Annotated in this window: 22 protein-coding genes; 14 read left to right on the forward strand and 8 right to left on the reverse strand. The window is 67.0% G+C overall.

What is annotated here, in order from left to right; genetic code table 11:
• The first annotated feature begins 62 nt into the window (after window positions 1-62).
• Complete coding sequence (locus tag CA982_RS14800) at window positions 63-1,070, forward strand: hypothetical protein (RefSeq protein WP_244176290.1); 1,008 nt, start codon at window positions 63-65, stop codon at window positions 1,068-1,070.
• 154 nt (window positions 1,071-1,224) lie between these two features.
• Window positions 1,225-2,496 (forward strand): MFS transporter, encoded by a 1,272-nt coding sequence (locus tag CA982_RS14805; RefSeq protein ID WP_086536114.1) that lies wholly within the window; start codon window positions 1,225-1,227, stop codon window positions 2,494-2,496.
• Here the strand turns inward: CA982_RS14805 and CA982_RS14810 are convergent.
• The gene (locus tag CA982_RS14810; protein WP_086536049.1) at window positions 2,493-3,365 is read right to left on the reverse strand and encodes an LLM class F420-dependent oxidoreductase; all 873 of its coding nucleotides are present in this window, start codon (window positions 3,363-3,365) and stop codon (window positions 2,493-2,495) included. The two genes, CA982_RS14805 and CA982_RS14810, sit on opposite strands and share 4 nt — an antisense overlap.
• A 131-nt stretch (window positions 3,366-3,496) precedes the next feature.
• Window positions 3,497-4,048 (reverse strand): OsmC family protein, encoded by a 552-nt coding sequence (locus CA982_RS14815; RefSeq protein WP_244176281.1) that lies wholly within the window; start codon window positions 4,046-4,048, stop codon window positions 3,497-3,499.
• Between the two features lie 112 nt (window positions 4,049-4,160).
• On the opposite strand from CA982_RS14815, the gene CA982_RS14820 reads away from it, so the two are divergent.
• From CA982_RS14820 to CA982_RS14850, 7 genes are all read left to right on the forward strand, one after another.
• Complete coding sequence (locus tag CA982_RS14820) at window positions 4,161-5,192, forward strand: helix-turn-helix domain-containing protein (RefSeq protein ID WP_208617959.1); 1,032 nt, start codon at window positions 4,161-4,163, stop codon at window positions 5,190-5,192.
• Window positions 5,193-5,382: 190 nt separating this feature from the next.
• A complete protein-coding gene (locus CA982_RS14825) occupies window positions 5,383-6,771 on the forward strand; it encodes an NtaA/DmoA family FMN-dependent monooxygenase (RefSeq protein WP_086536051.1) in 1,389 nt (462 codons plus the stop codon).
• A 4-nt stretch (window positions 6,772-6,775) separates the two neighbouring features.
• The gene (locus tag CA982_RS14830; protein WP_086536116.1) at window positions 6,776-7,996 is read left to right on the forward strand and encodes an acyl-CoA dehydrogenase family protein; all 1,221 of its coding nucleotides are present in this window, start codon (window positions 6,776-6,778) and stop codon (window positions 7,994-7,996) included.
• Window positions 7,993-9,933, forward strand: coding sequence for an ABC transporter permease (locus CA982_RS14835; protein ID WP_086536052.1), 1,941 nt, complete (start codon window positions 7,993-7,995; stop codon window positions 9,931-9,933). Before CA982_RS14830 ends, CA982_RS14835 begins: the two co-directional genes overlap by 4 nt.
• The gene (locus tag CA982_RS14840) at window positions 9,920-10,711 is read left to right on the forward strand and encodes an ABC transporter ATP-binding protein (RefSeq protein WP_086536053.1); all 792 of its coding nucleotides are present in this window, start codon (window positions 9,920-9,922) and stop codon (window positions 10,709-10,711) included. Before CA982_RS14835 ends, CA982_RS14840 begins: the two co-directional genes overlap by 14 nt.
• Window positions 10,708-11,430 (forward strand): ABC transporter ATP-binding protein, encoded by a 723-nt coding sequence (locus tag CA982_RS14845; RefSeq protein ID WP_086536054.1) that lies wholly within the window; start codon window positions 10,708-10,710, stop codon window positions 11,428-11,430. The genes CA982_RS14840 and CA982_RS14845 overlap by 4 nt, the downstream gene beginning before the upstream one ends.
• Window positions 11,431-11,479: 49 nt before the next feature.
• Entirely contained in the window at window positions 11,480-12,673 is a 1,194-nt protein-coding gene (locus CA982_RS14850) for an ABC transporter substrate-binding protein (protein ID WP_086536055.1), read from the forward strand.
• A 97-nt stretch (window positions 12,674-12,770) separates the two neighbouring features.
• On the opposite strand, the gene CA982_RS14855 is transcribed toward CA982_RS14850, so the two are convergent.
• The 5 genes from CA982_RS14855 to CA982_RS14875 form a co-directional block, all read right to left on the reverse strand.
• Window positions 12,771-12,959: a hypothetical protein gene (locus CA982_RS14855; RefSeq protein ID WP_244176283.1), complete on the reverse strand. Its 189-nt coding sequence runs from the start codon at window positions 12,957-12,959 to the stop codon at window positions 12,771-12,773.
• 195 nt (window positions 12,960-13,154) lie between these two features.
• A complete protein-coding gene (locus CA982_RS14860) occupies window positions 13,155-14,549 on the reverse strand; it encodes an aromatic ring-hydroxylating oxygenase subunit alpha (protein WP_086536057.1) in 1,395 nt (464 codons plus the stop codon).
• Window positions 14,546-14,851, reverse strand: a complete 306-nt coding sequence (locus CA982_RS14865) for a hypothetical protein (protein ID WP_086536058.1) — start codon at window positions 14,849-14,851, stop codon at window positions 14,546-14,548. The genes CA982_RS14860 and CA982_RS14865 overlap by 4 nt, the downstream gene beginning before the upstream one ends.
• A 109-nt stretch (window positions 14,852-14,960) precedes the next feature.
• Window positions 14,961-15,707: a ThuA domain-containing protein gene (locus CA982_RS14870; RefSeq protein WP_086536059.1), complete on the reverse strand. Its 747-nt coding sequence runs from the start codon at window positions 15,705-15,707 to the stop codon at window positions 14,961-14,963.
• A gap of 70 nt (window positions 15,708-15,777) precedes the next feature.
• On the reverse strand, window positions 15,778-16,629 hold the full coding sequence (locus tag CA982_RS14875; protein ID WP_086536060.1) for a TetR/AcrR family transcriptional regulator: 852 nt from the start codon (window positions 16,627-16,629) through the stop codon (window positions 15,778-15,780).
• A 91-nt stretch (window positions 16,630-16,720) separates the two neighbouring features.
• On the opposite strand from CA982_RS14875, the gene CA982_RS14880 reads away from it, so the two are divergent.
• The 5 genes from CA982_RS14880 (at window position 16,721) to CA982_RS14900 (ending at window position 21,354) form a co-directional block, all read left to right on the forward strand.
• A complete protein-coding gene (locus CA982_RS14880; protein ID WP_244176285.1) occupies window positions 16,721-17,428 on the forward strand; it encodes a TetR/AcrR family transcriptional regulator in 708 nt (235 codons plus the stop codon).
• A 104-nt stretch (window positions 17,429-17,532) separates the two neighbouring features.
• Window positions 17,533-18,240 (forward strand): histidine phosphatase family protein, encoded by a 708-nt coding sequence (locus CA982_RS14885; RefSeq protein WP_086536062.1) that lies wholly within the window; start codon window positions 17,533-17,535, stop codon window positions 18,238-18,240.
• A 60-nt stretch (window positions 18,241-18,300) separates the two neighbouring features.
• The gene (locus CA982_RS14890) at window positions 18,301-19,062 is read left to right on the forward strand and encodes an SDR family NAD(P)-dependent oxidoreductase (protein ID WP_086536063.1); all 762 of its coding nucleotides are present in this window, start codon (window positions 18,301-18,303) and stop codon (window positions 19,060-19,062) included.
• A 1-nt stretch (window position 19,063) separates the two neighbouring features.
• Window positions 19,064-20,464 (forward strand): dihydrolipoyl dehydrogenase, encoded by a 1,401-nt coding sequence (gene lpdA / locus CA982_RS14895; protein ID WP_086536064.1) that lies wholly within the window; start codon window positions 19,064-19,066, stop codon window positions 20,462-20,464.
• A 17-nt stretch (window positions 20,465-20,481) separates the two neighbouring features.
• Window positions 20,482-21,354, forward strand: a complete 873-nt coding sequence (locus tag CA982_RS14900; protein WP_086536065.1) for a ThuA domain-containing protein — start codon at window positions 20,482-20,484, stop codon at window positions 21,352-21,354.
• 472 nt (window positions 21,355-21,826) lie between these two features.
• Here CA982_RS14900 and CA982_RS14905 read toward each other — a convergent pair whose 3' ends face one another.
• Window positions 21,827-22,603, reverse strand: coding sequence for an SDR family NAD(P)-dependent oxidoreductase (locus tag CA982_RS14905; protein ID WP_086536066.1), 777 nt, complete (start codon window positions 22,601-22,603; stop codon window positions 21,827-21,829).
• Window positions 22,604-22,737 lie beyond the last annotated feature (134 nt).

A 22,737-nucleotide genomic window follows, 5' to 3' on the forward strand; every position in this document is an offset into this window, starting at 1 on the left:
GAAGTCGGATCGGTCGGCGTGTGAGTGTGACATCAATTGTGAGAAGACGGGTTCCGGTGTCGATGGCGCCGGCGGGCGCACTTGCTGTGTTCTTGACGGCTCTGCTGGTCGGCGGGGCGGTCTACCTGATTCTGCCCACGGACCCGGCCGACGCCGCGGACACCAGGCCACCCGCCGAACAGATCGATTCGGCGAGCGACTCGGTCTCGTCGGCGAAGATGATGTTCCAGCTGATGTCCGCGGGACTGAACAGCGCGACCGGCGGTATCGCGACGGCGACCGCGAGTGCGCGCGACGTCTTCGACGCCGTCGACACCGCCGCCTCCGCGTCGGATCAGCTGGTGCGCGGTCTGGGCAATGCTCCGGACGTGTCGTCGGCGACACGCCGGGTCAACGACGGTGCGCTGGCGGTGTCGGCGGTTCTCGGGCAGGTGTCCTCGCTGTCGGACTCTGTCGCCCAGCTCGATTCGCTGGTGACGCCGCTCATCGGTTACCTCGAGAGGTCGCGGACCCCCGGGTCGGCGGACGCCCTCGAACAGCTTCGCGCGCTCCAGGGGTCGAGTCGGGAGATCAGCGAGCAACTCGGCTCCCTCGATTCGCTGCAAGGCGAGTTGGCGACGATGCGCAAGTCGCTCGACTCCTCGGCCGCCGGGATCGACTCCGCGATCACGCAAGCACGGACGGCCGCCGGCCAGCTGTCGACGGGACTCAACCGCCTGGCATCGGCGAGGAACGACACCCTGAGTGCCACCGACAAGGTGAACGCCGGGGTGAAGCAACTCCAGGGCGTGCTCAACTCGATCAACGACGACCTCGACAACGCGGCGAACAACCTCACACCCGCCGCGCCCGACGACTCCGCGTCGCCGGCGTCGAACGAATCTGTCGGCAGCGTCGCCGAACGTGTCAGCTGGGCGATTGTCGTGGGCTCGGCGGTGGGCGCGATCTTGTTGGCGTTGCTCCTGATTCGAGTCGCCCGGTCGCGGCGGGGCGGGCCGGGCGATGATGATCTCGACCCGGACACCCAGGACACCGACCTGGTCGCAGCGTCGGCAGGCGCCGGCCGCTGACCCGGCAGACCGCAGAGTGCGGGATCTGTTCCAGTGGCCGGTGGCCCGCAACTCTGGGGGCTCGCGCGACGGTGCGAGCCGTGCCGGACAATAGTTAGGTGATCGAAAGAGTTTTGCCGGAGGGACCGGACGGCGAGGCGCACCGGTGACCTCGATGTTCGGAACGCGACAGGCGGTTGCGATCTGGGTCGTCGGTGTCGCGGTCTACTTCGTCGCGGTACTGCAGCGCTCGTCTCTGGCCGTCGCCGGCCTGCTGGCCGCCGAGCGATTCGAGATCAGCGCATCCCAGCTGTCGACGTTCGTCGTTCTCCAGTTGCTGGTGTACGCGCTGATGCAGGTCCCGGTCGGTCTTCTCGTCGACCGATTCGGGCCGCGTCGTGTTCTCCTGACCGGCACGCTGATCCTCTCGACGGCGCAACTGAGCTTCGCGTTCGCCGACGACTACACCTGGGCTCTGTCGTCTCGATTCTTTGTCGGCGTCGGCGACGCCATGACCTTCGTGTGCGTGCTGCGCCTGGTCTCGAGTTGGTTCCCGGCGCGGCGTGTTCCGCTGATGACCCAGCTCACCGGCGTGCTCGGTCAACTCGGCGCGGTCACGGCCGCCATCCCGATGACCTGGGCGTTGTCGACGTGGGGGTGGAGTCGTGCGTACACGGCAACCGCCGGGCTCGGCGTCGTCCTGCTCGTCGCGACCGTGCTCGTCGTGCGGGATTCCGCGACGGTCCGATCGGTGTCGGGCCCGATGCTCGGGTTGGCCGGCATCCGGCGAAACCTTCGCGACTCGTGGGAGCATCCCGGCACCCGGCTGGGTTTCTGGATGCATTTCTCGACGCATTTCAGCGCCACCGTCTTGGGCCTGTTGTGGGGCTACCCGTTCTTCGTGGAGGGCCAGGGGATGAGCTCCGGTGCGGCGGGTCTGCTCCTGACGATCATGGTGTTCGCCATCATGGCCTTCGGCCCGCTCTTCGCATGGCTGATCACTCGGTGGCCGTGGCACCGATCGACGGTGGTGCTGGTGGTGCTCGCGAGCATCGCGACCACCTGGACGGTGGTGCTGGCGTGGCCCGGCGGTGCGCCGTTCGCGCTCCTCGTGCTCCTGGTGGTGGTCTGTGGGATGGGCGGTCCGGCGTCGATGATCGGTTTCGATGTAGGCCGCACCTCGAATCCCGACTCTCGGGCAGGTACCGCCACCGGGATCATCAATCAGGCGGGATTCATCGCGAGCCTGATCCTCGCGGGCCTCATCGGCCTCATCCTCGACTGGCGGACGCCGGACGATGTCCAGGGTTATCCGCCGGAGGCGTTCACCTGGGCGATGTCGGCCCAGTTCCTGCTCTGGGGACTCGGAGCTGCCCAGATCTACCGCTACCGACGCAAGGGGCGCGCACGTTTGTTGCGGGAGGAGCCCAACCGGTGGTCGCGTTAGTCTGCTCCCTCGACTTCCCAGCGGTCCGTCAGCTCGTCCAACCACCCGGGTACCGCGTCGGCGTCCTCGGGCGGTGACTCCACGAGCACGAGCTCGTCGATTCCGAGAGCAGCGAGTCTGTTGCGGTCGGCGGGATCGGGATTCCGCAGTGCGACAGCGAGATCGAGCTCGTCACGAGCGCGCCCGTCTACCAGGCAGAGCCGGTCGATCGTGTCGATCCGGTCGGCCACCGCGTCCACGTCGTCGAGGTTGAATCCATACCAGCCATCGCCCCAGCCGACGACCCGGCGTAACGCCCGATCACTGTTGCCGCCCACGACGAGCGGAATCCGGCCTGCCGTCGGTTTCGGATTGACCCGGATGTTCTCGAAGGCAACGAATTCCGAGCGATGAGTGGTGATCTCGTCCCGCCAGAGCGCGCGCATCGCCTCGACGTAGGCGTCGGTCCGGGCACCTCGTCGAGCGAACGGAACACCCAGCGCATCGAATTCCTCACGGGACCAACCGACTCCGACGCCGAGGGTGAGCCGTCCGCCACAGAGGCGGTCCAGCGACGCCGCCTGTTTGGCCATGATGACCGGGTTGTGCTCGGGAAGGAGCAACACCCCGGTGGCGAGGCGGATCGTCTCGGTGGCAGCGGCGGCGAAGGCGAGGGCGATCGTCGGGTCGAGCCAGTCGGCGGCCGCGGGAACCGCGATCTTCTTGTCCGGGGTGTACGGGTACGGCGATGCCGGTTCGTCGACCATCACGACGTGCTCACCGCACCACAACGTGCGAAAGCCGCGTGTCTCCGCCTGACGCGCGACGGCATCGATGATCTCGCGGCGCGCTCCGGTACCGATGCCCAGCGTGTGCAGTCCCAGTCGCATCGTGACTCCGAATCCGTGGGGCGGGTCGTGGTGACGTGGCTGGTCGGAATCGTATGTCACTGCACGACGGCGCACCCTCGCTTCGGACCGCACACAGTCGCGGAGGTGCCCGCTGAGCGAGGCCGGCCGGTTCAGCGAGGGTCGACGCGCAGTTGTGATGTGATCGTCGTCGGACGGCTGATCGTCTGTGCCACGGGTGATCCCGCGATTGCACGGTTCCACAGATCGGTCAGTGTCGTCGCGTCTGCGTCGCCGGAGATGCGCCCCGACACCTGGAGTGCGCCGAAGCCCGGGTTGCCGTCGGTCGCCAGGCCCGCCCAGCGCAGGATGTTCTCGAAGGTCCCGGTCACCCGTACCTCGAGGCTGTCGATGCGGATCCCCTGCGACGTCGCGTGGAGTACGACGCCGTCGGTGATGCACGCGGCGACCGCCGACAACACGTACTCGTGCGGCGTCGGCGCCGAGTCCTGTGCGGTGAGATCGGCGGGTTCGTCGAACTCGATCGTGTGTCCGCGGGCTGTCGCGTCGACGCGGAATCCGCCCCGCCAGACCGTTTCGACCTCCCAGGGCCCGCTGAAGGACGACACCCGCTCGCGGTCCCCCAGCCGAGCGGAGAGTTCACGACGATGCGCGGCGCTGATACCGTTCAGCGAATCGTCGTCTGAGTCCTGTGCTCCGGTCACGGGACCAGCGTAATGGTCGACGGTGCTGCAGCCCAGTGTCGCTCGGAGGCATCTCCGGCGATCGCGGGCTGGAGTCGGCGTCGATCCGGATCTCGGGGAAATGGCGGACTGGATGGAACTGGGGTCGGGCCCCGCGCGGTCGGAGCAGATCGGCTGCGGTATTGCCGAGTTGGATCATCTTCTCGGGCCACTGGTCCGGGGGGAGAACGTCGTCTGGGGCGTGACTCCCGGATGCCGGGATGATCTCGTCGGCCGGGTGATGTCGGGTGCCGGGGCGCCGGTGCTGTCCGGAGGTCTCGACGAACTGCCCGCGGCCCCGTCGGCCGAGACCACAGTCGTGTGGGTGGTGGACCTCACGCAGGTCGAGCCGTCGGAACTCCTTCGGTCGTCGGCCCGGATCGGGAAGGCCGTCCGGGCCGTCTTCGGTTCGGCGGCGATCTGCCACTGGCTGCTCGATCGTGACCAGCTCGACAACGCCGAGTGGCTCTGGTCGGTCCAGTGCGTGCTCGCGGTGGACGCCGGCGAGGTGATCGTCCATCGTGCCGACGGACGCCGGGTGGCGGACTCGGTGATCCAGACCGGACGCGGCGCGGGTAACGGTGCGAGCCGGCGAGCCTCGATCAGAGCCGGCAACCTGGGCCGCGGAATCCGCACCGCTCGTGTCGAACTCGGATGGAGCCAAGCAGAATTGGGGCGACGGGTCGGAGTGAGTGCGAGCGCGATCTCGCAGATGGAGCGGGGACGGCTCGGGTTGTCCCTCGAGACCGCGATCGAGGTCGCCGACCGGTTGGGGGTCGACTTCGACGAGTTGCTCCGCGGGCCCGGCACGGACCACATCGTCGTCGAGGAACGACCGGGCATCGCAAGCGACAGATCTCCGGTCCGGAGGGAGTCGTCGGCGGATGCGGTGCCTCGCTCCCCGCTGCGGAGCACTCTCGTCGTCCCGGGCGGCACGCTCATCCCGCCGGTGTCGGCGTCTGGGCGGTTGACGCTTCTGGTGGGTGGCGGGCTCCTGTGTGTCGAGCGGGCGCCACAGCGGACGCTGGTCCGTGCCGGCGACATCGTGGGGATCGACCGGGCACTCGGCTGTGCGGCGGTGACCAACCTGGGCACCGAGCCCGCCGTCGTCTTCACCGCGTGGTGAGCAGGGTCGTTAGCACTTGAAACGGGTTCGGTTCGACTTACAAGAAGTGATGATTAATAGTCACGGAGATTGGGCCGTCAGCTTGTAAGTATCGCCTTTACGCTCCGATACTGGCCGCAGCGATGCGAGTGCCGCCGTGCGTGCACCGCCGCGTCGAGCTTCGACCATGTTCGTGAGAGAAGGTTCCTCCGTGTCCAGACCGCCCATCTACAACGCGTTCCTGCATCTGACCCCGAATCACCACAGTCACGGGTTCTGGCGCACCCCCGAGGGGCGCGTGCAATACGGGTACAAGGATCTCGATCCCTACATCGATGTGGTCCGCACCTTGGAGCGCGGTCGCATCGACACCCTGTTCATCGCCGACGTCGTCGGTGTGTACGACCTCGACTTCGGCGACGGCTCGACGACGATCCGGGCCGGCTCCCAGTTCCCCGAGAACGACCCGATCACCATCGTCTCAGCGCTCGGCCATGTCACCACCGATCTCGGAATCGCGGTGACCAGCAACATCATCCAGGATCACCCGTTCTCGTTCGCGCGTCGGTTGTCCTCGCTGGACCACTTCACGCACGGCCGGGTGGCGTGGAACATCGTGACCTCGTACCTGAGCAACGGTTTCCGCAACTACGGGTACGACACGATCGTGGGTCACGACGAGCGGTACGCCTGGGCGCAGGAATACGTCGACGTCACCTACAAGCTGTGGGAGCACTCCTGGGAGGACGGGGCTGTTCTCCACGACGCCGAGACGGGTCGATTCTTCGACCCCGATCGCATCCACACCATCGACCACGAGGGCCGTTGGTACAAGGTGCAGGGGCCCCACCTCGTCGAACCCTCGCCGCAGCGGACCCCGGTGCTGTTCCAGGCCGGGAATTCGCCTGCCGGCAGGGATTTCGCCGCACGAAACGCCGAGGTGACCTTCTTGCCGTCGATGAGCCCGGCCACGGCGCGCGACGACATCGCCATCCTCGACGACCATCTCCGTTCGGTGGGGCGGACGCCGGACGCGCTGAAGAAGATCGTGGCGCTGTCGACGGTCATCGGCTCGACCGAGGAGGAAGCGCGCCGCAAGCAGGAGTACTTCCGCGAGAACATCGATTTCGAGGCGCTGCAGGCGTTCTGGAGCGGCGGCAGCGGCATCGACCTGTCTGCCGTCGATCCCGACACCCCGCTCGCCGAGCTGGCCCGGCGCGTCCAACTCGGCGATCACGTGCAGTCGATCTTCCGTGCCGCCGCCGACGCGACGGACGACGCGTCGGCGGTGTCGTGGCGCGACTACCTGCTGTCCAACGGCCTGCTGCCGGGCAAGTTCGCCGGCACGCCGGAGCAAATCGCCGATCACGTCGCGGAGTGGGTCGCCGCCGGCGCCGACGGTTTCAACGTCGTGCCCATCACCACCCTCGGCTGGTGGGACGAGTGGGTGGACCACGTCGTCCCCGTCTTGCAGGAACGCGGCCTGGCGCAGCGCGAGTACGCGCCGGGAACCCTGCGCGACAAGATCTTCGGCAACGGCGACCGGATCGATGCCGGACATCGCGTGCATCAGGTCGGTCTCACGCCGGCGGGGGTGTGAGACGGTGACCATCACCGAGGACACCACCGTGGCACGCGGTCCGCTGGCCGGACGTTACGACAGGATTCTGACACGGATCGCCGCCGGCGCGGCCGAACGTGATGCGGAACGCGTTGTCCCGCATGAGCTCGTTCGCGAGCTCGCCGACGCGGGTTTCGGTGCGCTGCGCGTCCCCCGAGAGTTCGGTGGTGACGAGGTCGGCGTCGGCGAACTCGCGGACCTCGTCGTCGACCTGGCGACCGCGGACCCGAACTTCGTGCAGCTCCTCCGTGCGCACTTCCTCTACACCGAGTCGCTGATCCATGCGCCCGCGTCGGAGTCCCGGTCGGAATGGCTGCGGCGCAGCGGAAACGGTGAGCTGTTCGGTGGCGCATACACCGAGAAGACGGCGTCGAATCAGACCCACTTCTCGACCACGATCGAGGTCGACGACCGTGGGCGCCGGGTGGTCAACGGCGAGAAGTTCTACAGCACCGGCTCGCTGTACGCCGACTGGATCATCACCACGGGTGAGGGTCCGGACGGCATCGAGACGGTGGTACTGCCGTCCGCCGCAGACGGTCTCGAACTCGTCGACGACTGGGACGGTTTCGGTCAACGACTGACGGCGAGCGGCACCACCCGGTTCCGCGACGTCGACATCACCGACACCCCGACGCTGCCCGCCGAGGTCGTGCCGGGTAGCTACGGAACGTCGCTGGCACAGTTCTGGCACATCGCCGCGCTGACCGGCATCGCCCGCGCCCTTCATCGAGATGTCGTCGAGTATGTGCGAGGCCGCAAGCGATACTTCAGCCAGGGCAGCGGGGCGCTACCGCGCGAGGACGCGGTGGTCCAGTCCGTCGTCGGGGAGATCAGTTCGGCGAGATTCGTCGCGGACACGATCACCCGGCAGATCGCCGGTGTGCTGGCCGATCTCGATGCGGCGATCGTCGCCGATACCGTGACGGACGAGCAGTACGACGCGGTCGAGATCGATGTCTACCGCGCGCAGGTCAGTGTCATCGACACGGTCCTCACCGCTGCGACCCGGGTCTTCGACGTCGGCGGCGCGTCGGCGCTCGGCCGGGACCACGGGTGGGATCGCCACTGGCGCAACGCCCGGACACTGTCGAGTCACAACCCCACGCCGAACCGGCTGGTCAGCATCGGCGACCACGACCTCAACGGCACCTCGCCCTATCGGGCGTGGCTCAGCGGCATCGACTTGCGGGGCCGAGGATGAACCTGCTGACCTACGCCTCCCTCGGACTCTCGACGGGCGGCGCCTACGCCCTGGTGGCACTCGGGCTGGTCGCCGCCTACCGCGGAACCGGAGTCATCAACTTCGCCCAGGGCGCGCTCGGCATGTTCGGCGCCTATGTGTTCTGGAAGTCCTATCAGGACGCCGGGATTCCGCTCGGCGTGGCCATCGTGCTCGGTCTGGCGGTGAGCGCGGCCATCGCGATCGCCTTCTTCGCGCTGATCGGCCGGCGCCTGGCACACGCGCCGGCCATCACGAAGATCCTCATCACCATCGGGTTGATGCTCGTCCTGGAGGCCATCGTCCGGATCATCTGGACCAACCACCAGGAGACCGTCGAACCCTTCCTCGTCGGTGGCGGATTCGAGCTCGCCGGAGTCCGAGTTCAGTCGATCAGTCTCCTGCTCGCAGCGGTCGCGATCCTCGCCACGATCGCACTGCACCTTCTGTTCACACGAACTTCGTTCGGACACATCACCACTGCGCTGCGAGACACCGACCTCGGCGCCCAGTCGATCGGTCTCAACCCCCGGCTGTGGGGATCGGTCGCCTGGGGTCTGGCCGGCATCCTCGCCGCAACGAGCGCCATCCTGGTGCTGCCGATCACCCAGCTGTCGCCGACATCGCTGACGACCCTTCTGGTACCCGCACTGGGAGCGGCGCTCGCCGCGCGTTTCACCAGCTTCCCGGTCGCCCTGCTGGTCGGGGTCGGCGCGGGGATCCTGGAGGGTCTGGTGACCGGCCTCGTCAACGCGCAGGTCGCGCGGGCCATCCCGTTCGTGGTCACCCTGGTCGTCCTGCTGCTCATCGCACGGACCGACATGGCGCGGGGAACCCGGGAGGTCAAGGCGGTGTTCCACGTCGGCAGCGGACGTATCCGCTGGCCGTGGGTGGTGACCGGGGCTGTCGTGATCCTGGTGACGATCTTCACCGCGGCCGGAACGGTGGTCGACGCGCTCAGTCTCACCGCCATCTTCGGCCTCGTCGCCCTCGGGATCGTCGTCTCCACCGGTTACACCGGACAGGTCAACGCGCTGCCGCTCGGCGTCGCCGGGGTGACGATGATCGTCTTCGGCGCGGTCAGCCATTCCGGTGCGTCGCTGTATCTCTCGGCCCTCGCCGCGCTTGCGACGGCCGTCGTCGTCGCCTTGGCGCTGAGTGCCCTGTTCGTCAACGCCAAGGTGTACGAGGTGACGATCGGCTCGTTGGCGGTGGCCTCGATCCTGCAGACGGTCGTCTTCTCCGTCGACTGGTTCTTCAACGGCCGGACCGGCTGGACGATCGGTGACACGTCGTTGTTCGGCATCGAAATCAGCAACATCACGGACCCGCACGCCTTCGCGGTCGTCGCCTGGATCGTGCTGCTGCTGGCGCTGGTTCTCGTCGCCAATCTCCGTTCGTCGGCCACCGGCCGCTACGTGTTGTCGGTGCGGCAGGACGAGCGGCTCCCGGCGGCGCTGGGCATCGTCTCGGCCCGGTCCAAGCTGATCGGTCTGGTCGTCTCGTCGACGCTGTGGGGGCTCGCCGGAGTGCTGTTCGCCATCCAGCGGGGGTTCATCTCCAAGGGCGACATCCGTCTCGAAGGGTTCGGTTACTCCGAGTCCCTGGCCCTCATCGCGTTCGTCATCCTCGCCGGGGCAGGCCATCTGACCGGTGCCGTGCTGGCGGGAGCTTTCGCGCCGGGTGGGCTGCTGTCGAATCTGCTGTCGTTCACACCGGACATCAACGACTGGCTGTCGTTGTTCTTCGCCGCCAACATGATCTGGATACTCACCACCGAACCGGACGGGGTGGTCGGTCAGTATCTCCGCCTTCGTGACCGACTGCGGCGTCATCGTGTTCGGGACGATGTGGTCGATCCGCCCGTCCCCGGCGGCGAGCCGGGTCGAGAGAACAGGAAAGTCGATGCCACAGCTTGAAGTTCGGGACCTGTCGGTCGAGATCGGCGGGCACCGAATCCTCTCCGATGTCTCGTTGACCGTCCCGCCACGAACGGTGGTCGGTCTGCTCGGCGCGAACGGGGCGGGCAAGAGCACCACGATCGATGGGATCATCGGGTACCAGAAGACGGTCGCCGGCACGATCTCGATCGACGGTCGTGCGGTCGACCGCTTCGGTGCGGCTCGCCGGGCGCGAGCCGGGATCACCCGCACGTTTCAGGACTACCTCCTGTTCGAGGACCTGACCGTCGAAGAGAACCTGTTGTGCGCGGCCGAGATCGGTGTGCGCAAGATCCTCGCGCGCGACCTGTTCCGCTTCGGCCGGCCGTCGGCCGCCGCGCTGGAGACGGTCGAACGCGTCATCGAGACACACGGATTGGCCAGGTACCGGACGAGTCGCGTCGAACAGTTGTCCCTCGGCTGGCATGCCCGCGTCAACCTGGCCCGTGCTGCGGCGCAGAGTCCACGGGTTCTGCTGCTCGACGAGCCGGCGGCGGCGCTGAGCCTCGATGCGCGGCACGCCGTGGTCGACACGATCACGACGCTCCGCGATCACGACGGTCTGCCGATCCTCCTCGTCGAACACAACCTGGACGTGATCGGTGCCGTCTGCGACCTCGTCTACATCCTGGAGGACGGCAAGGTGGTCGCGTCCGGTCCGACAACCGAGGTGCTCGACAGCGATGAGGTCCGCGCGATCTACTTCGGCGAGCAACCGGATGATGTCGAACTCGAGACTGCGGGAGTCCCGGTATGACCGCCGCAGCGGTCGGTACGTCGACATCGGTCCGAGCCGAGGGACTGAGCGTGTCCGGCCTCACCGTGGACTACGGGAACGGCGCAGGGCTCTGGGACTTCGATCTGCATGTGCAACCCGGTGAGGTCACTTGCGTCATCGGGCGCAACGGGGCCGGGAAATCGAGTGCACTGCTGGGTATCTCCGGGTTCGTGACGCCCGACCGGGGTATCGTCGAGGTCGACGGCACCCAGCTTTCGGGTGCGCCGTATCGACGCTGCCGGGAACACGTGTCGCTGGTGGTGAAGGGCCGATCGCTGTTCGGGAGTCTCACACTCGCCGAGAATCTGGCACTCGCAAGGATCGACGCCGACGAGTTCTTCGGACTGTTTCCCCAGCTGGGGTCACGCCGGGATGTCCCGGCGGGCAGCCTCAGTGGCGGTCAGCAGCAACTGGCGGCGGTCGGCCGCGCCCTGTTGCGCGACGTCCGCGTGGTGCTCCTCGACGAACTGACCTTCGGGCTGAGCCCCGTGGTCCGCGCGCTGATCGCCCGCGTGGTGCGTGAGGAAGCAACCCGCCGTCAACTGGCCGTCGTGGTCGTCGAGCAACACGTCGAGACCGCTCTGGCCATTGCGGACCGCACGCTCGTGCTGTCCGAGGGCCGGACCGTACTCGACCTGAGCACCGACGAACTCGCCGCACAGACCAGTGACGTCGAGAACACCTACCTCCATCCCTGAACGCACTCGCCGGTGCGTCCCGTTTCGAGAAAGTAGTAGTGGCACATCCATGTTCAGAATCAAACTCCCCGTCGCCGCGGTGGCGTCCCTGGCCGTCGCCGCGGGCCTGCTGACGGCGTGCTCGTCGGAGGACACCTCCGACACGATCAATGTCGGCTTCGTCGCGCCGCTGTCGTCGTCGCCGTCGGCGTTCCAGGATCCGGCACTGGCCGCCAAGGTCGCCGAGAAGGCCGTCAACGACCAGGGCGGCATCAACGGCAAGAAGCTCAACGTCATCGTGTACGACACCAAGGGCCAGCCGGCCAATGTCGTCGCGGGCGCGCGCAAGCTGGTGAACGAGGACAAGGTCGTTGCGTTCATCGGTGGGAACAGCAATGACGGCCTCGCCGAGATCGGCAAGCGGGCCGGCGTCGTGAACTGGTTCCCGATGGGTTGCGCCGCAGCCGATGTCGCCAACGAGCTGTCCATGATCGCCGCGCTCAACTGCGCGGGCGCGGGACAGGGTACCTACCTCGGCGGTACCCGATTCAAGCCGCGTAAGGCCGTCTACGTCGCCTTCGCCGGTAATACCCCGTACATCGAGAACGCGAAACTGGGTTACCGCAACGCCGGTGTGGACGATGTCGCCATCGTGGAGGTGCCGCCGGAGACAACGGATTTCGCGCCGATCATCGCGCAGGTCAAGGCGCAGAACCCCGACGTCTGGGGTGGCATGATCTACACGCCCGAGAAGCTGACCTCGCTCATCCGGGCCGCGATCGACCAGAATCTGCGTATCCCGTTGGTACTCAGCAACAATGTGATGGAGGACGCGACCATCGAGCTGGTCTCGCAATCGGGAATCCCGAACTCCGTGGCGCTCGAGAAGGGCGAGGACGCCGAACAGTTCCCCACCTGGAAGCAGTACGAGGAGCAACTCGCGAAGTACGACCCGCAGGGTGAGATCAAGACCCCGCACGACGGCAGTGTGACCACCGACTGGCTCGCGGTCTGGACCTTCGCCCAGGAGGCACGCAAGCTCGACGTCGTCAACGCCGAGACGTTCCGCGAGCACACCACCGGGCTGACCGACTTCCAGACCGATGTCCTGCACCCCATCGACTTCACGATCACCGACGGCCCGGTGCTGACCGCGCCGCGCCAGGCCAACCTGTGGGCCTTCCCGGGGCACATCGCCGGCGGGAAGATCGTCGTGGACAGCAAGGAGCCCTACAGCGCATTCCTGAAGACGCCGGTGAGCTGAGCGCGTAACGCGTCGAGGAGAGTGCGGGATTCGTATCGGAAAGCGATTCGCATCCCGCACTCTGCCGTGAGGCCTTCCCCCGCTGTCACGCCGGGGCTCAGCTCAGCAGCAACCATCCGAATCGCAGGCAGAGCGCCGTGACACCGAGGACCGCGGTCGCGATCAGCCACCGCCGCGTGACTCGTTCGGCGCGCAGATGGTCGTCGCCCGGCCGCAGGTAGACGAACGCCGCAGCCAACGCGCACAAGGCGGCGCCGGCTCCGACGACGATCACCAACGCCAGCATCAGCACACCACCCATCATGCCGATGGCTTCGCCATCGTGCCGTCGGTGAAGCTCTCCAGCGAGGGCCGCACAGTCGACGAATTCGGCCGCACAGTCGACGGATCGGGCCGCACGGTCGACGGCGCAGGCACGAACTCGGCGCTGCGGCTTCTTCCGAAGTCGCAGCGCCGAGTCGGGATCATCGACGACGGGGGATCAGTCGACGTCCTCGCCCACCCACTTGGCGAGCAGATGGTGCATGTGCCGGATCTTGAGTTCCTGGTACGCGGCCATCGGCAGGTACTTCTGGGTGGTGGTCTTCAGGCCCCGGTGCACCTTCGGCATGTTGTATGCGTCCTGATCGAACACACGGGCCGAACTGCCGAGGACGGTGGCGTCGATCCAGGTCTGTTCGGGCGTCAGCCACTGCACCTTCGCGGCCGGCGGGCGCGGCCCGGTGAACGGCGCGAGCAGGTAGACGTCCATGATCGAGGTGTTGTGGTCGTCCCCGTTCGGCCGGAACCGGTAGACGATGCGCTGGTAGGCGCCCCAGGGGTGGAAGTTCGGGAACACCGTGTAGTAGATGCTGTCGAGCGACTCGGCATCGGACATGTTGTCTGCCTTGACATCACCGATGACGTCCCGGAGCCCCTCACGGGCGAGCAGACCGGACATCTCGCGTGCGGTGACGCCGTCGGGCAGCGTGACCATCGGGTCCTCGTCGATCCGCGCATCCACCATCGAGTCGAACATCTCCTGCTCGCTCGGGGTGAACTTGATGTGCGGGCTGGGCACGCCGTTGGCGGTGATCCCGCGATTGAAATTGCCCCAGGTGTCGTACTGACTGTTTGAATCCCCTGTTCCCACAACTCGTTGCGGATGCGTGGTGATGACGTGGAACGCCTCCGAGAACGCCTCTTGGGCGATCTTCCAGTTCGCGTCGATCACCTTCGCGACGTGCGCCTGGATGTACCGGTCCTCGAGTGGCCAGGCCTCGAAATGCTTGCCGAGGTCGCCGAGGAAGCTTGCGAGGGACTCCGACTGCGGGTCCATGTTGATGAAGACGAACCCGCCCCAGGTGTCGACCTTGACCTGTGGGAGGTTCATGGCGTCCTTGTCGACGTGCGGGAAATCCCATTCGCAAGTCATGGATTTCAGCGATCCGTCCAGGTTCCAGCAGAAACCGTGGAACGGGCAGCGCAGGTCGTGTCCGGCGGGACCGCTCTCCTCGCGGAGCGTACGTCCGCGGTGGAGGCACGAGTTGTAGAAGGCACGGATCGACATGTCCTGTCCGCGTACGACGAGGATCGACTTCTCGCAGATCTCGTAGACGTGGGTGTCGCCCGGCTCGGGGATCTCCTCTTCGCGGCACGCCATCTGCCAGACCTTGTACCACATACGATCTCGCTCGAGCTCGTGATACTCACGGCTGATGTAGCGCGAGACCGGGACGAAGTTCTGGTCTTCGAAGAGGTCGTGGGTCTCCTCACGCAGAACCTGAGGGATGGGGTGGGTGTCGGTGTCGAGTAGCCGCTGGTAGCTGGCGACGTAGTCGGCGTGCTCGTCGTCGGATGCCGCCGATCCGGCTGTACGCGTGTCGATCTCGGTCACAGTTTGCCTCCCTCGGCCAGTCGGTTGCTGCGTGCTTCCTCGGCGAGTCGGTCCGCCTGCATCTTCTCCAGGAGCTTCGCCGCACCCATGAAGCGACGGTTCTGGGTGATGGGAACCGGCTCGCGCGGTCCGAGGCCGACCCAGCGGGCCATCTCGGGGTCGACCGATTTCACTTCGCCGTGCAGGTACCGACCTTCGGGGTCGAAGGTGCCGGTCTTGCCGTCCTTGGTGGTGACGAGCACGTTGAAATCCTCGTCGAATTCGTAGATGGCTCGACTCATCGGATGCTGGATCTGACGCATCGGGATCTCCTCGGTGGGGCTGGCGCCTCTTACTTGGCAGCGTATGCACTAACTGTAGCACCGAGAGTGAGCGGCAACACATCGAACTGTATTCGATGTCAAAAAAGGGTCAGGACGAGCGGGCGGCCCAACTGAGCGAATTGGCGACCAGGGACCGGTAACCGGGGTGGGCGAGGGTCGTCGCGGTGTCTCCGGGTTGCAGGTAGACCAGCCGGGAGGCGCCGTTGGTGCGACACCAACCCACCAGCGACGACCCCTCGTCGTGCTGCCACCCCGCCCGCTCGTCCCGCTGCCCGGACATGGCCAGCGCGGTGGAGAAGTGCACGTCGTCGGTCATCGGGGCGTCCGTGCGCAGCAGCGGCGTCACCGAGTCCTCGAACACCTCGCAGAGATACGTCTCGTCGACGAGGTCGAGATGGTCCGGCAGGCCTGCGGTCACCGGGTGCGTGGCGTCCTGGACCGTGATCCGTTGGTCGACCGCATGCCGGTACCCCGAGTCCGGACGCGGCGTCCCGCGCACGGTCCCCGGGCGGTAGAGGTACCGGCCGCCGACGAATTCCGCCCAGTCGTCCCAGTTCGCCCAGCTCGCGATCGCGTGATGAAGGACGACATAGCCGTGCCCGGTCTCGCGGGCTGTCCGCAGGCACTCCCGCAGTGAGTCCGGGGGGTCGTGGGGCTCGGGCAGCGTGCCGGGCATGTCGTAGTGCAACGACACGTCGTGGTCGGCGAGGTCGTCGGGCCCGATCGCGGCATCGGGGTGCTCCCGCCAGGTGACCTCACCGGGCAGGGCGTCGAGGAGATCGGCGAAGGCGGCCCGGTCGTAGGAGTGGCCACCGGTGATCGCGAGGATGCGCATGTTCGAGTCCCACCTGCATCGAAGTAACTGTTTCTGGATTCAAGTTACTCGACAACCCGGGGGATTCGGCTCAGCGTCCTTCGATCATCTTCGTGCAGACGTCGGTGGTCGCGGTGCGCAGGCTGGGGACGGGGATGTCCGACAGTGGCCCGCCCTCGATGCGCAGGGGCTGGATGGCGATGGTCATCGCGATCATCGTCCGGACTCGCAGGGTGCGGGCCGCGTGCTGCGCGGTGGCGGCCCGCCGGCTTGGCGGGTCGTCGCCGGCCGGGAAGTAGTCGAAGGCGCGCCGGATGTGGCGTTCCTCGTATTCCTTGGTCAGCAGGCGGGTGCCCGGGGTCGCGCCGCCGGCCATCTGCAGGAACAGCATGCGGGCCGAGTTGGGGTGCTCGGCGGTCCAGTCCCAGACCGCCGCGACGACGTCCTTGAAGGAATCCGCGCTGGCGGACACATCGTCCGGGCGAGCCGACTGCGCCGCGGCCGAACTCGCATCCATCGCGTAACCGAGCGCGCTCTCGAAGAGTTCCTCTTTGCTGGCGAAGTGGTAATAGACCGCGGTCGGGACCATCCCCGCCTCGGTGGCGATCTCCTGGATGGATGCCTCGGCGAACCCCTTCCGCGAGAAGACGCGGACGGCGGCTTTCACGATGAGGTGCCGGCGGGACGGGCGGTGCGCGGTCGATCCGGGACCGGGTGCGGCCTGCTCCGGACGTTCGGCGTCGTCCTCGTGCTCTGCTGGTGCGCTGTCGGTGGGATCGGCGTCGGGAGCGGCGTCTGCTCCCGGCCCGGCACCTGCTCCCGGATCGGCGGCCGCGAGTGCGACGTCGTCGGCGGCTGGTGTGGAGTCCCAACCGAGCCAGTCGGCATCCGACTCCGACGTGCGGTCGGCCGGCCGAGCGGTCTCTCGCCTCGATCTCGCCATGCGTCCTCCTCGCCGTACTCCTCGTCGCAACCCTGTCGTGGCGGGCACCTCCCGGTTCCGACCACGGCGTGCCAATAGGATGGCACAGCCCGTGGCAGCTCCCGATGCTGTCATGATCTATCGCATGGCGGGCAAGAATCCCTCAGGACGAAGCACTTCCGGCCGACGCGGTGCCGGACGCGCCCCGGCGAGCGCTCCGAGCGGCGGCAACGGCGCGAAGCGGGCCGCGCACCGGCCGTCTCGCCGCGACGTCGTGGTCGAGGCCGCGATGCACCTCTACTCCATGCGGTCGATCGAGGACGTCACCGTCGCGGACATCGCCGCCGAGGCGCAGATGACCTCGGCGGCAGTGTATTACCACTACCCCTCGAAAGAAGAGGTGCTCCTCGGCGGTCTGCGGATCTTCGCCGAACAGATGCTGACCCAGCTGCGCACGGAGATCGACGCCGATCCCGAGGCTTCACTCGGGGACGTGATCATCTCGGTACTCGAGTGGACCGACGCCCACCGCGCGGCGTCGCTGGTGTACTTCGTGCGATCGCCCGGGTGGAGTCTGTCGATCGAGGCGCTGCGGCGGGAGGTGCGCCTGGAGATGCTCGCGATCTTCTCCGCCGAGCTGCGGGTGCGCGACCGCATCACGTCGAAGGCCAAGCAGGCCGCGGCGGCCACGGCGCTCTCCAGCCTCCTGGAAGTGTCCGCGTCGTCCTGGCTGACGGAGGACGTCGTGCTCGCCAACCTGGGCCGACGACGCTTCTCCGACGAGGTGCGCGAGCTCGCCGCAGACATCGCCAGCGTGTGAGATGACATCGATGCGCCTATAGCTTCGACGGTCTGGCGACGATCTGAACTGGCGCTTCGAAACAGTATCTTTATACCGAAATCAGTTTGTGGTTCACTGGAGCCGTGCCCAACCAGACCCGTGCGCGCTCGATCGACCTCGACAATCCGTTCGCCCCGCTGGCCGGACTGTGCGAGCTGGTGCTCATCCGCCACGGCGAGCAGGCGCTGAGCAAGGAACTCAGCGCGGCGGAGACGGTGGACCCCCCGCTGTCCGACCTCGGGCAGCGCCAGGTGCGTGCCGTGGCCGATCGGCTCTCCACCCGAACCGTCGACGCGGTCTACAGCTCACCGCTGCGGCGGGCCCTCGACACGGGCTGGGCCATCGCCGGTCACCACGGTCTTGAGCCGGTCGTCCGCGACACGCTCACCGAGTACGAGCCATGGCAGTCCTTCCCCGCCGACCAGTCGCCGTTCGAGACGCTCCCGCACGACGAGATCTCGCGGATCTTCGCCGAACACATCAGGACCCGTAGCTACGAGCCCTTTCCCTACGCCGAGGATCCGGCGGCCTTCCGGGCACGGGTACTCGGTGAGATCGGCCGGATCGTCGACGCCCACCTCGGCGAACGGGTGGTGATCACCTGTCACAGCGGAGTGATCAATGCCGTGCTCGCCGATGCGCTCGGAAGCGCATTCGACATGCCGGTTCGTGTGCACCACACGTCGGTCAACGTGTTGCGCGGCGCCGACACCCGCCGTGCGGTGCAGTCCGTCAACGACTTCACGCACGTGCTCGACTTCCAGACCGCGGTCGGCCCGATGAACCTCTAATCCGACGCGCCACTGCAAGCAGCCCGACCCGCCAGAACGACCCGAACAGAAGGACCCGACATGGATCTCGACCTCACCGGAAAGCGCGCCCTCATCAGCGGTGCGAGCAAGGGCATCGGCCTCGCCATCGCCAAGACCCTCCTTGCCGAGGGGGCGTCCGTGGGCATCTGCGCCCGTGGCGAAGCCCAACTCAAGACCGTCGCCGACGAACTGTCGGAGTCCGGCACGGTGTTCTGGAAGTCAGTCGACGTCGGCGACTCCACCGCGGTCACGTCCTTCGTCGACGACGCGGCCGAGGCGCTCGGCGGGGTCGACATCGTCATCGTGAACGCATCGGCGATGACCGGTAAGGGGCGCGAGGCCTGGGAGAACAGCTTCAACGTCGATCTGATGAGCCTGGTCGGCTTCATCGAGGCGGCGACACCGCATCTGGAGAAGAGTTCCGCGGCGTCGGTGGTCACGATCAGTACGACGTCGGCGATCGAGGCCGGCCCGATCACCACCGCGAACAGCTATGGCGCGCTCAAAGCCGCGGTGCTGCAGCACTCCTCGGCGCAGGCGCGTGTCCTGGGAGCCAAGGGGATTCGCGTCAACGCGGTGTCGCCCGGCCCGGTCTACTTCGCGGGCGGTCCGTGGGACACCATCAAAGAGCAGCGCCCGCAACTCTACGACGCGGCGCTGTCGTCGGCCGCGCTGGGCAAACTGGCCGCCGCCCAGGACGTCGCCAATGCGGTGACCTTCCTGGCATCTCCGGCGGCCGGCCACATCACCGGGACCAATCTGGTCGTCGACGGCGGCTTCACCAACCGATTCGACTTCTGAGATGAGCACGGACCCGGTCGACACCGCCGACGTCGTCATCGTGGGCGGCGGCTCGGGCGGTTACTCCTGTGCCCTGCGCGCCGCGCAGCTCGGCATGTCGGTCGTCCTGGTGGAGTCCGGCAAGCTCGGCGGCACCTGCCTACACAACGGCTGCATCCCGACGAAGGCGCTCCTGCACGCCGCGGAGATCGTTGAATCCGTCCGGTCCGCAGCCGATTTCGGGATCAAGGCCTCCCTCGACGGTGTCGACATCACCGCGGTGCACGCGTACAAGCAGAAGGTGGTCGACGGCCTGTACCGCGGACTCGAGGGACTGATCGCCTCCCGGCAGATCCGTGTGGTGCGGGGTAGTGGCCGCGTCGTCGGGGACCATACGGTCGCAGTCGATCTGGTCGATGGCGGGACGTCGAGGCACCGGGGCGAGGCCCTCGTCCTCGCCACCGGGTCGCAGTCGCGCACCCTCCCGGGGATCGAGATCGGCGGCCCGATCATGACCAGCGACCTTGCGCTGGAGCTTGACTCGATCCCGAAGTCGGCGATCGTCCTGGGCGGGGGTGTGATCGGTTGCGAGTTCGCAAGTCTCTGGGCCTCACTCGGCGTCGAGGTCACCGTCGTGGAGGCGGCGCCGCGACTACTCCCGACCGAGGACGACTGGTCGTCGAAGCAACTGACGCGGGCCTTCCGTAAGCGCGGCATCACCGTTCGTGCCGGCGTCGCGCTCTCCGCGGCACGGGTCGCCGAGGCCGGCGTCACCGTCGATCTCGCCGGCGAGTCGGGACCGTTGCACGCCGACATCCTGCTGGTAGCGGTGGGGCGTGGTCCGCGGACGGCCGGTCTCGGGCTCGAGGAGGCGGGTATCCGCATCGACCGTGGATTCGTTGTCGTCGACGACGCCCTGCAGACCAGTGTGCCGGGGATCTATGCCGTCGGCGACATCGTGCCGGGACCGCAGCTTGCCCATCGCGGGTTCGCGAACGGCATCTTCGTCGCCGAGCAGCTGGCCGGCCTCGATTGTGTGCCGGTCGCCGACAGCGGGATTCCGCGCGTCACCTACTCCCACCCCGAGGTGGCGTCGATCGGGTTGACCGAGGCCGAGGCCGTCGAGCGGCACGGCGACGTCACGACCGCCGTCTACGACCTGGGCGGTAACGGGAAGAGTCGCATCCTGCAGACGTCGGGCGGGGTGAAGGTGGTCCGGGCCGGGGCCGATGGACCCGTCGTGGGCATCCATCTCGTCGGTGATCGCGTCGGCGAGCTGATCGGTGAGGCGCAACTCATCTACAACTGGGAGGCGACCGCCGACGACGTGGCGGGCCTGGTGCATGCGCACCCGACCCAGGCCGAAGCGCTCGGCGAAGCGCACCTCGCACTGGCCGGTAAACCCCTGCACGCACACGCCTGAGATTCTCGAGGAGCGGTATGTCCGGACCCGCCGGCCGTCTCGACGCGGTCGTCATCTGCGGTGGGCAATGGCACGACTTCGACTACGCCAGACTGCATCTCCTCGTTTTGCTCGCCGATCACGAGACCGTGCGGACGAGAGTTTTCGACGACTACGAGGGTGCGTCCACCGCCATCGACGACGCGGATCTGCTCATCACCTACACGTGCAACCGAATCCCGGGCGAGGCCGCGCAGCGGTCCCTCACGGAGTTCCTCGCACGAGGTGGCCGGTGGCTTGCGTTGCACGCCACCAACTCCGCGATCGAGCCGACGCCGCCGGGGTCGCCGAGCAAGTACGTCACCCCGCGCACCATGGGCGTGTTGCCGCAGCTCGTCGGTAGTCAGTTCCTGGGGCATCCGCCGATCGCGCCCTACCGGGTCGAGTTCACCGATCCCGACCATCCGCTCGTCGCCGGGGTCGAGCCGTTCAACGCCGTCGACGAACTCTACGTCAGCGAACTGTTCGAACCGATCGAGGTGCTCGCGCACACACGGTTCGTCGGTGAGTCAACAGGTTTCGCGGAGGGACACACGACCTCCGACGACCCTCTGCCGGTCCTCTACCTCAAGAAGCACGGCGCCGGAACCGTCTGCTACTTCACTCTCGGGCACTGCCGCGGCCGGTTCGACGTCCAGGATCTGGGTATCGACGACCTCGGACGTGTCGACCGCGGGAGCTGGGAGGTGCCGGAGTATCGCACCATCCTCGGCCGCTGTGTGGAATGGGCGGTGCGCGGGACTCTTGAGTTCCGCCGAGAGCAGGGCTCCCCGGAGGCGGCCGCCCGGCCGTCGATCTCGGCAAGCGGCGCGCATCATTCGGGGAGGTTCGAGAAGAATTCGTCTCCGTGAGCAGAGTCGAAGGGCAATACGCCCTTCGATCACACTGAGGTGGACGCGTTTTCCACGTGACGACGCGGCACCCGCGCCCTGCGGGCCGAGCTTGCGGGCGTCTCTCCCCGCTCCCTAATCAGAAAGGACCACGTAATCCCTGGTCCCTGAGGTGTGAGGAGCGCAAGCGGCTCGCTTCGCTCGCACCTCAGGGAGCAAGGATTTCGGACGCTCCACGAGTGTTCTTTCGTAGTCCACGACGGACGCCAGGCCGCAGATACTGAGGAGCGAGCGTGCGGCGTCACCCTCCCCACTCCCTGAGGAGCGAGCGTGCGAGCGTCACGAAGGGTTTGCAGTCTCGGTCGCGGGACCTTTCGTGGCTCGTCGACCTCGACGCGCTCCTTCGTCGCTTGCTCGGCCCGGCGGCTCGCGGTCCTCGCACCTCAGGGATCCGGAACAGGTGTCTCGCACCTCAGGGAGCCGCTGAGTTCGGTCAGTAGGACGCGGTACCGCCGTCGACGCTGAGGATGGCGCCGGTGATGCCGGCACCCTCGTCGGAGGCGAGCAGCATCGCCATCGCGGCGACCTCTTCGACGGTGTTGGGGCGCTTGATCGACGATTCCTGTGAGAACAGGTCGACCATCTCCTCGAAGCTCATGCCCATCGCCGCCGCGGTCTGCGGGCCGTTGTTCTTGATGATGTCGGTGATGACGAGCCCCGGGCAGATCGCGTTGACGGTGATGCCCTGTGTACCCACCTCGCGTGCAATCGATTTGGTCATGCCGTTGATCGCGTGCTTGGCGGCGACGTATGCGGTGAACACCGGCTTGCCCTGCTTGCCCTCGACCGAGGAGATGTTGATGATCCGCCCATAGGAGTTGGGGATCATGTGCTGAAGTGCGCGGCGGGTGGCCCAGAAGTTCGAGTTCAGGTTCCAGTTCAGAACGAGGTTCCACTCCTCGTCGGACAGCTGCGCGGTGGGTTGCAGGTCGTTGGCTCCACCGGCGTTGTTCACCAGGATGTCGATGCGACCGAAGGTGGCCACGGTCTGCTCGACGAAGTCCTCGACATCGGCCTGCACGGTCACGTCGCCGGGGAAGAAGGCAGCCCGGTCGCCAACGCCGAGATCGGCCAGAGCTTTATCGCCCTTCTCCTTGGACCGGCCGTTGAGTGCGACCTTCGCGCCCTCCGCCAGGGCGGCCTCGGCGATCCCGCGGCCGATTCCCTGGGTCCCGCCGGTGACGGCAACAACTTTGTCCTGCAACTTCATCGAACGTCTCCTTGATTCCTGTACGAGAGACCGAGACGAGTTACTTGCCAACGCCTACAGTCTTGCAGGTAGAGTGTCACACATCACAGCTCACGTGTATACCCTGTAAAGAAACTATGGCCGCCAGCCCCGCG

The organism is Gordonia lacunae (assembly GCF_002149015.1).
Lineage (GTDB): Bacteria > Actinomycetota > Actinomycetes > Mycobacteriales > Mycobacteriaceae > Gordonia > Gordonia lacunae.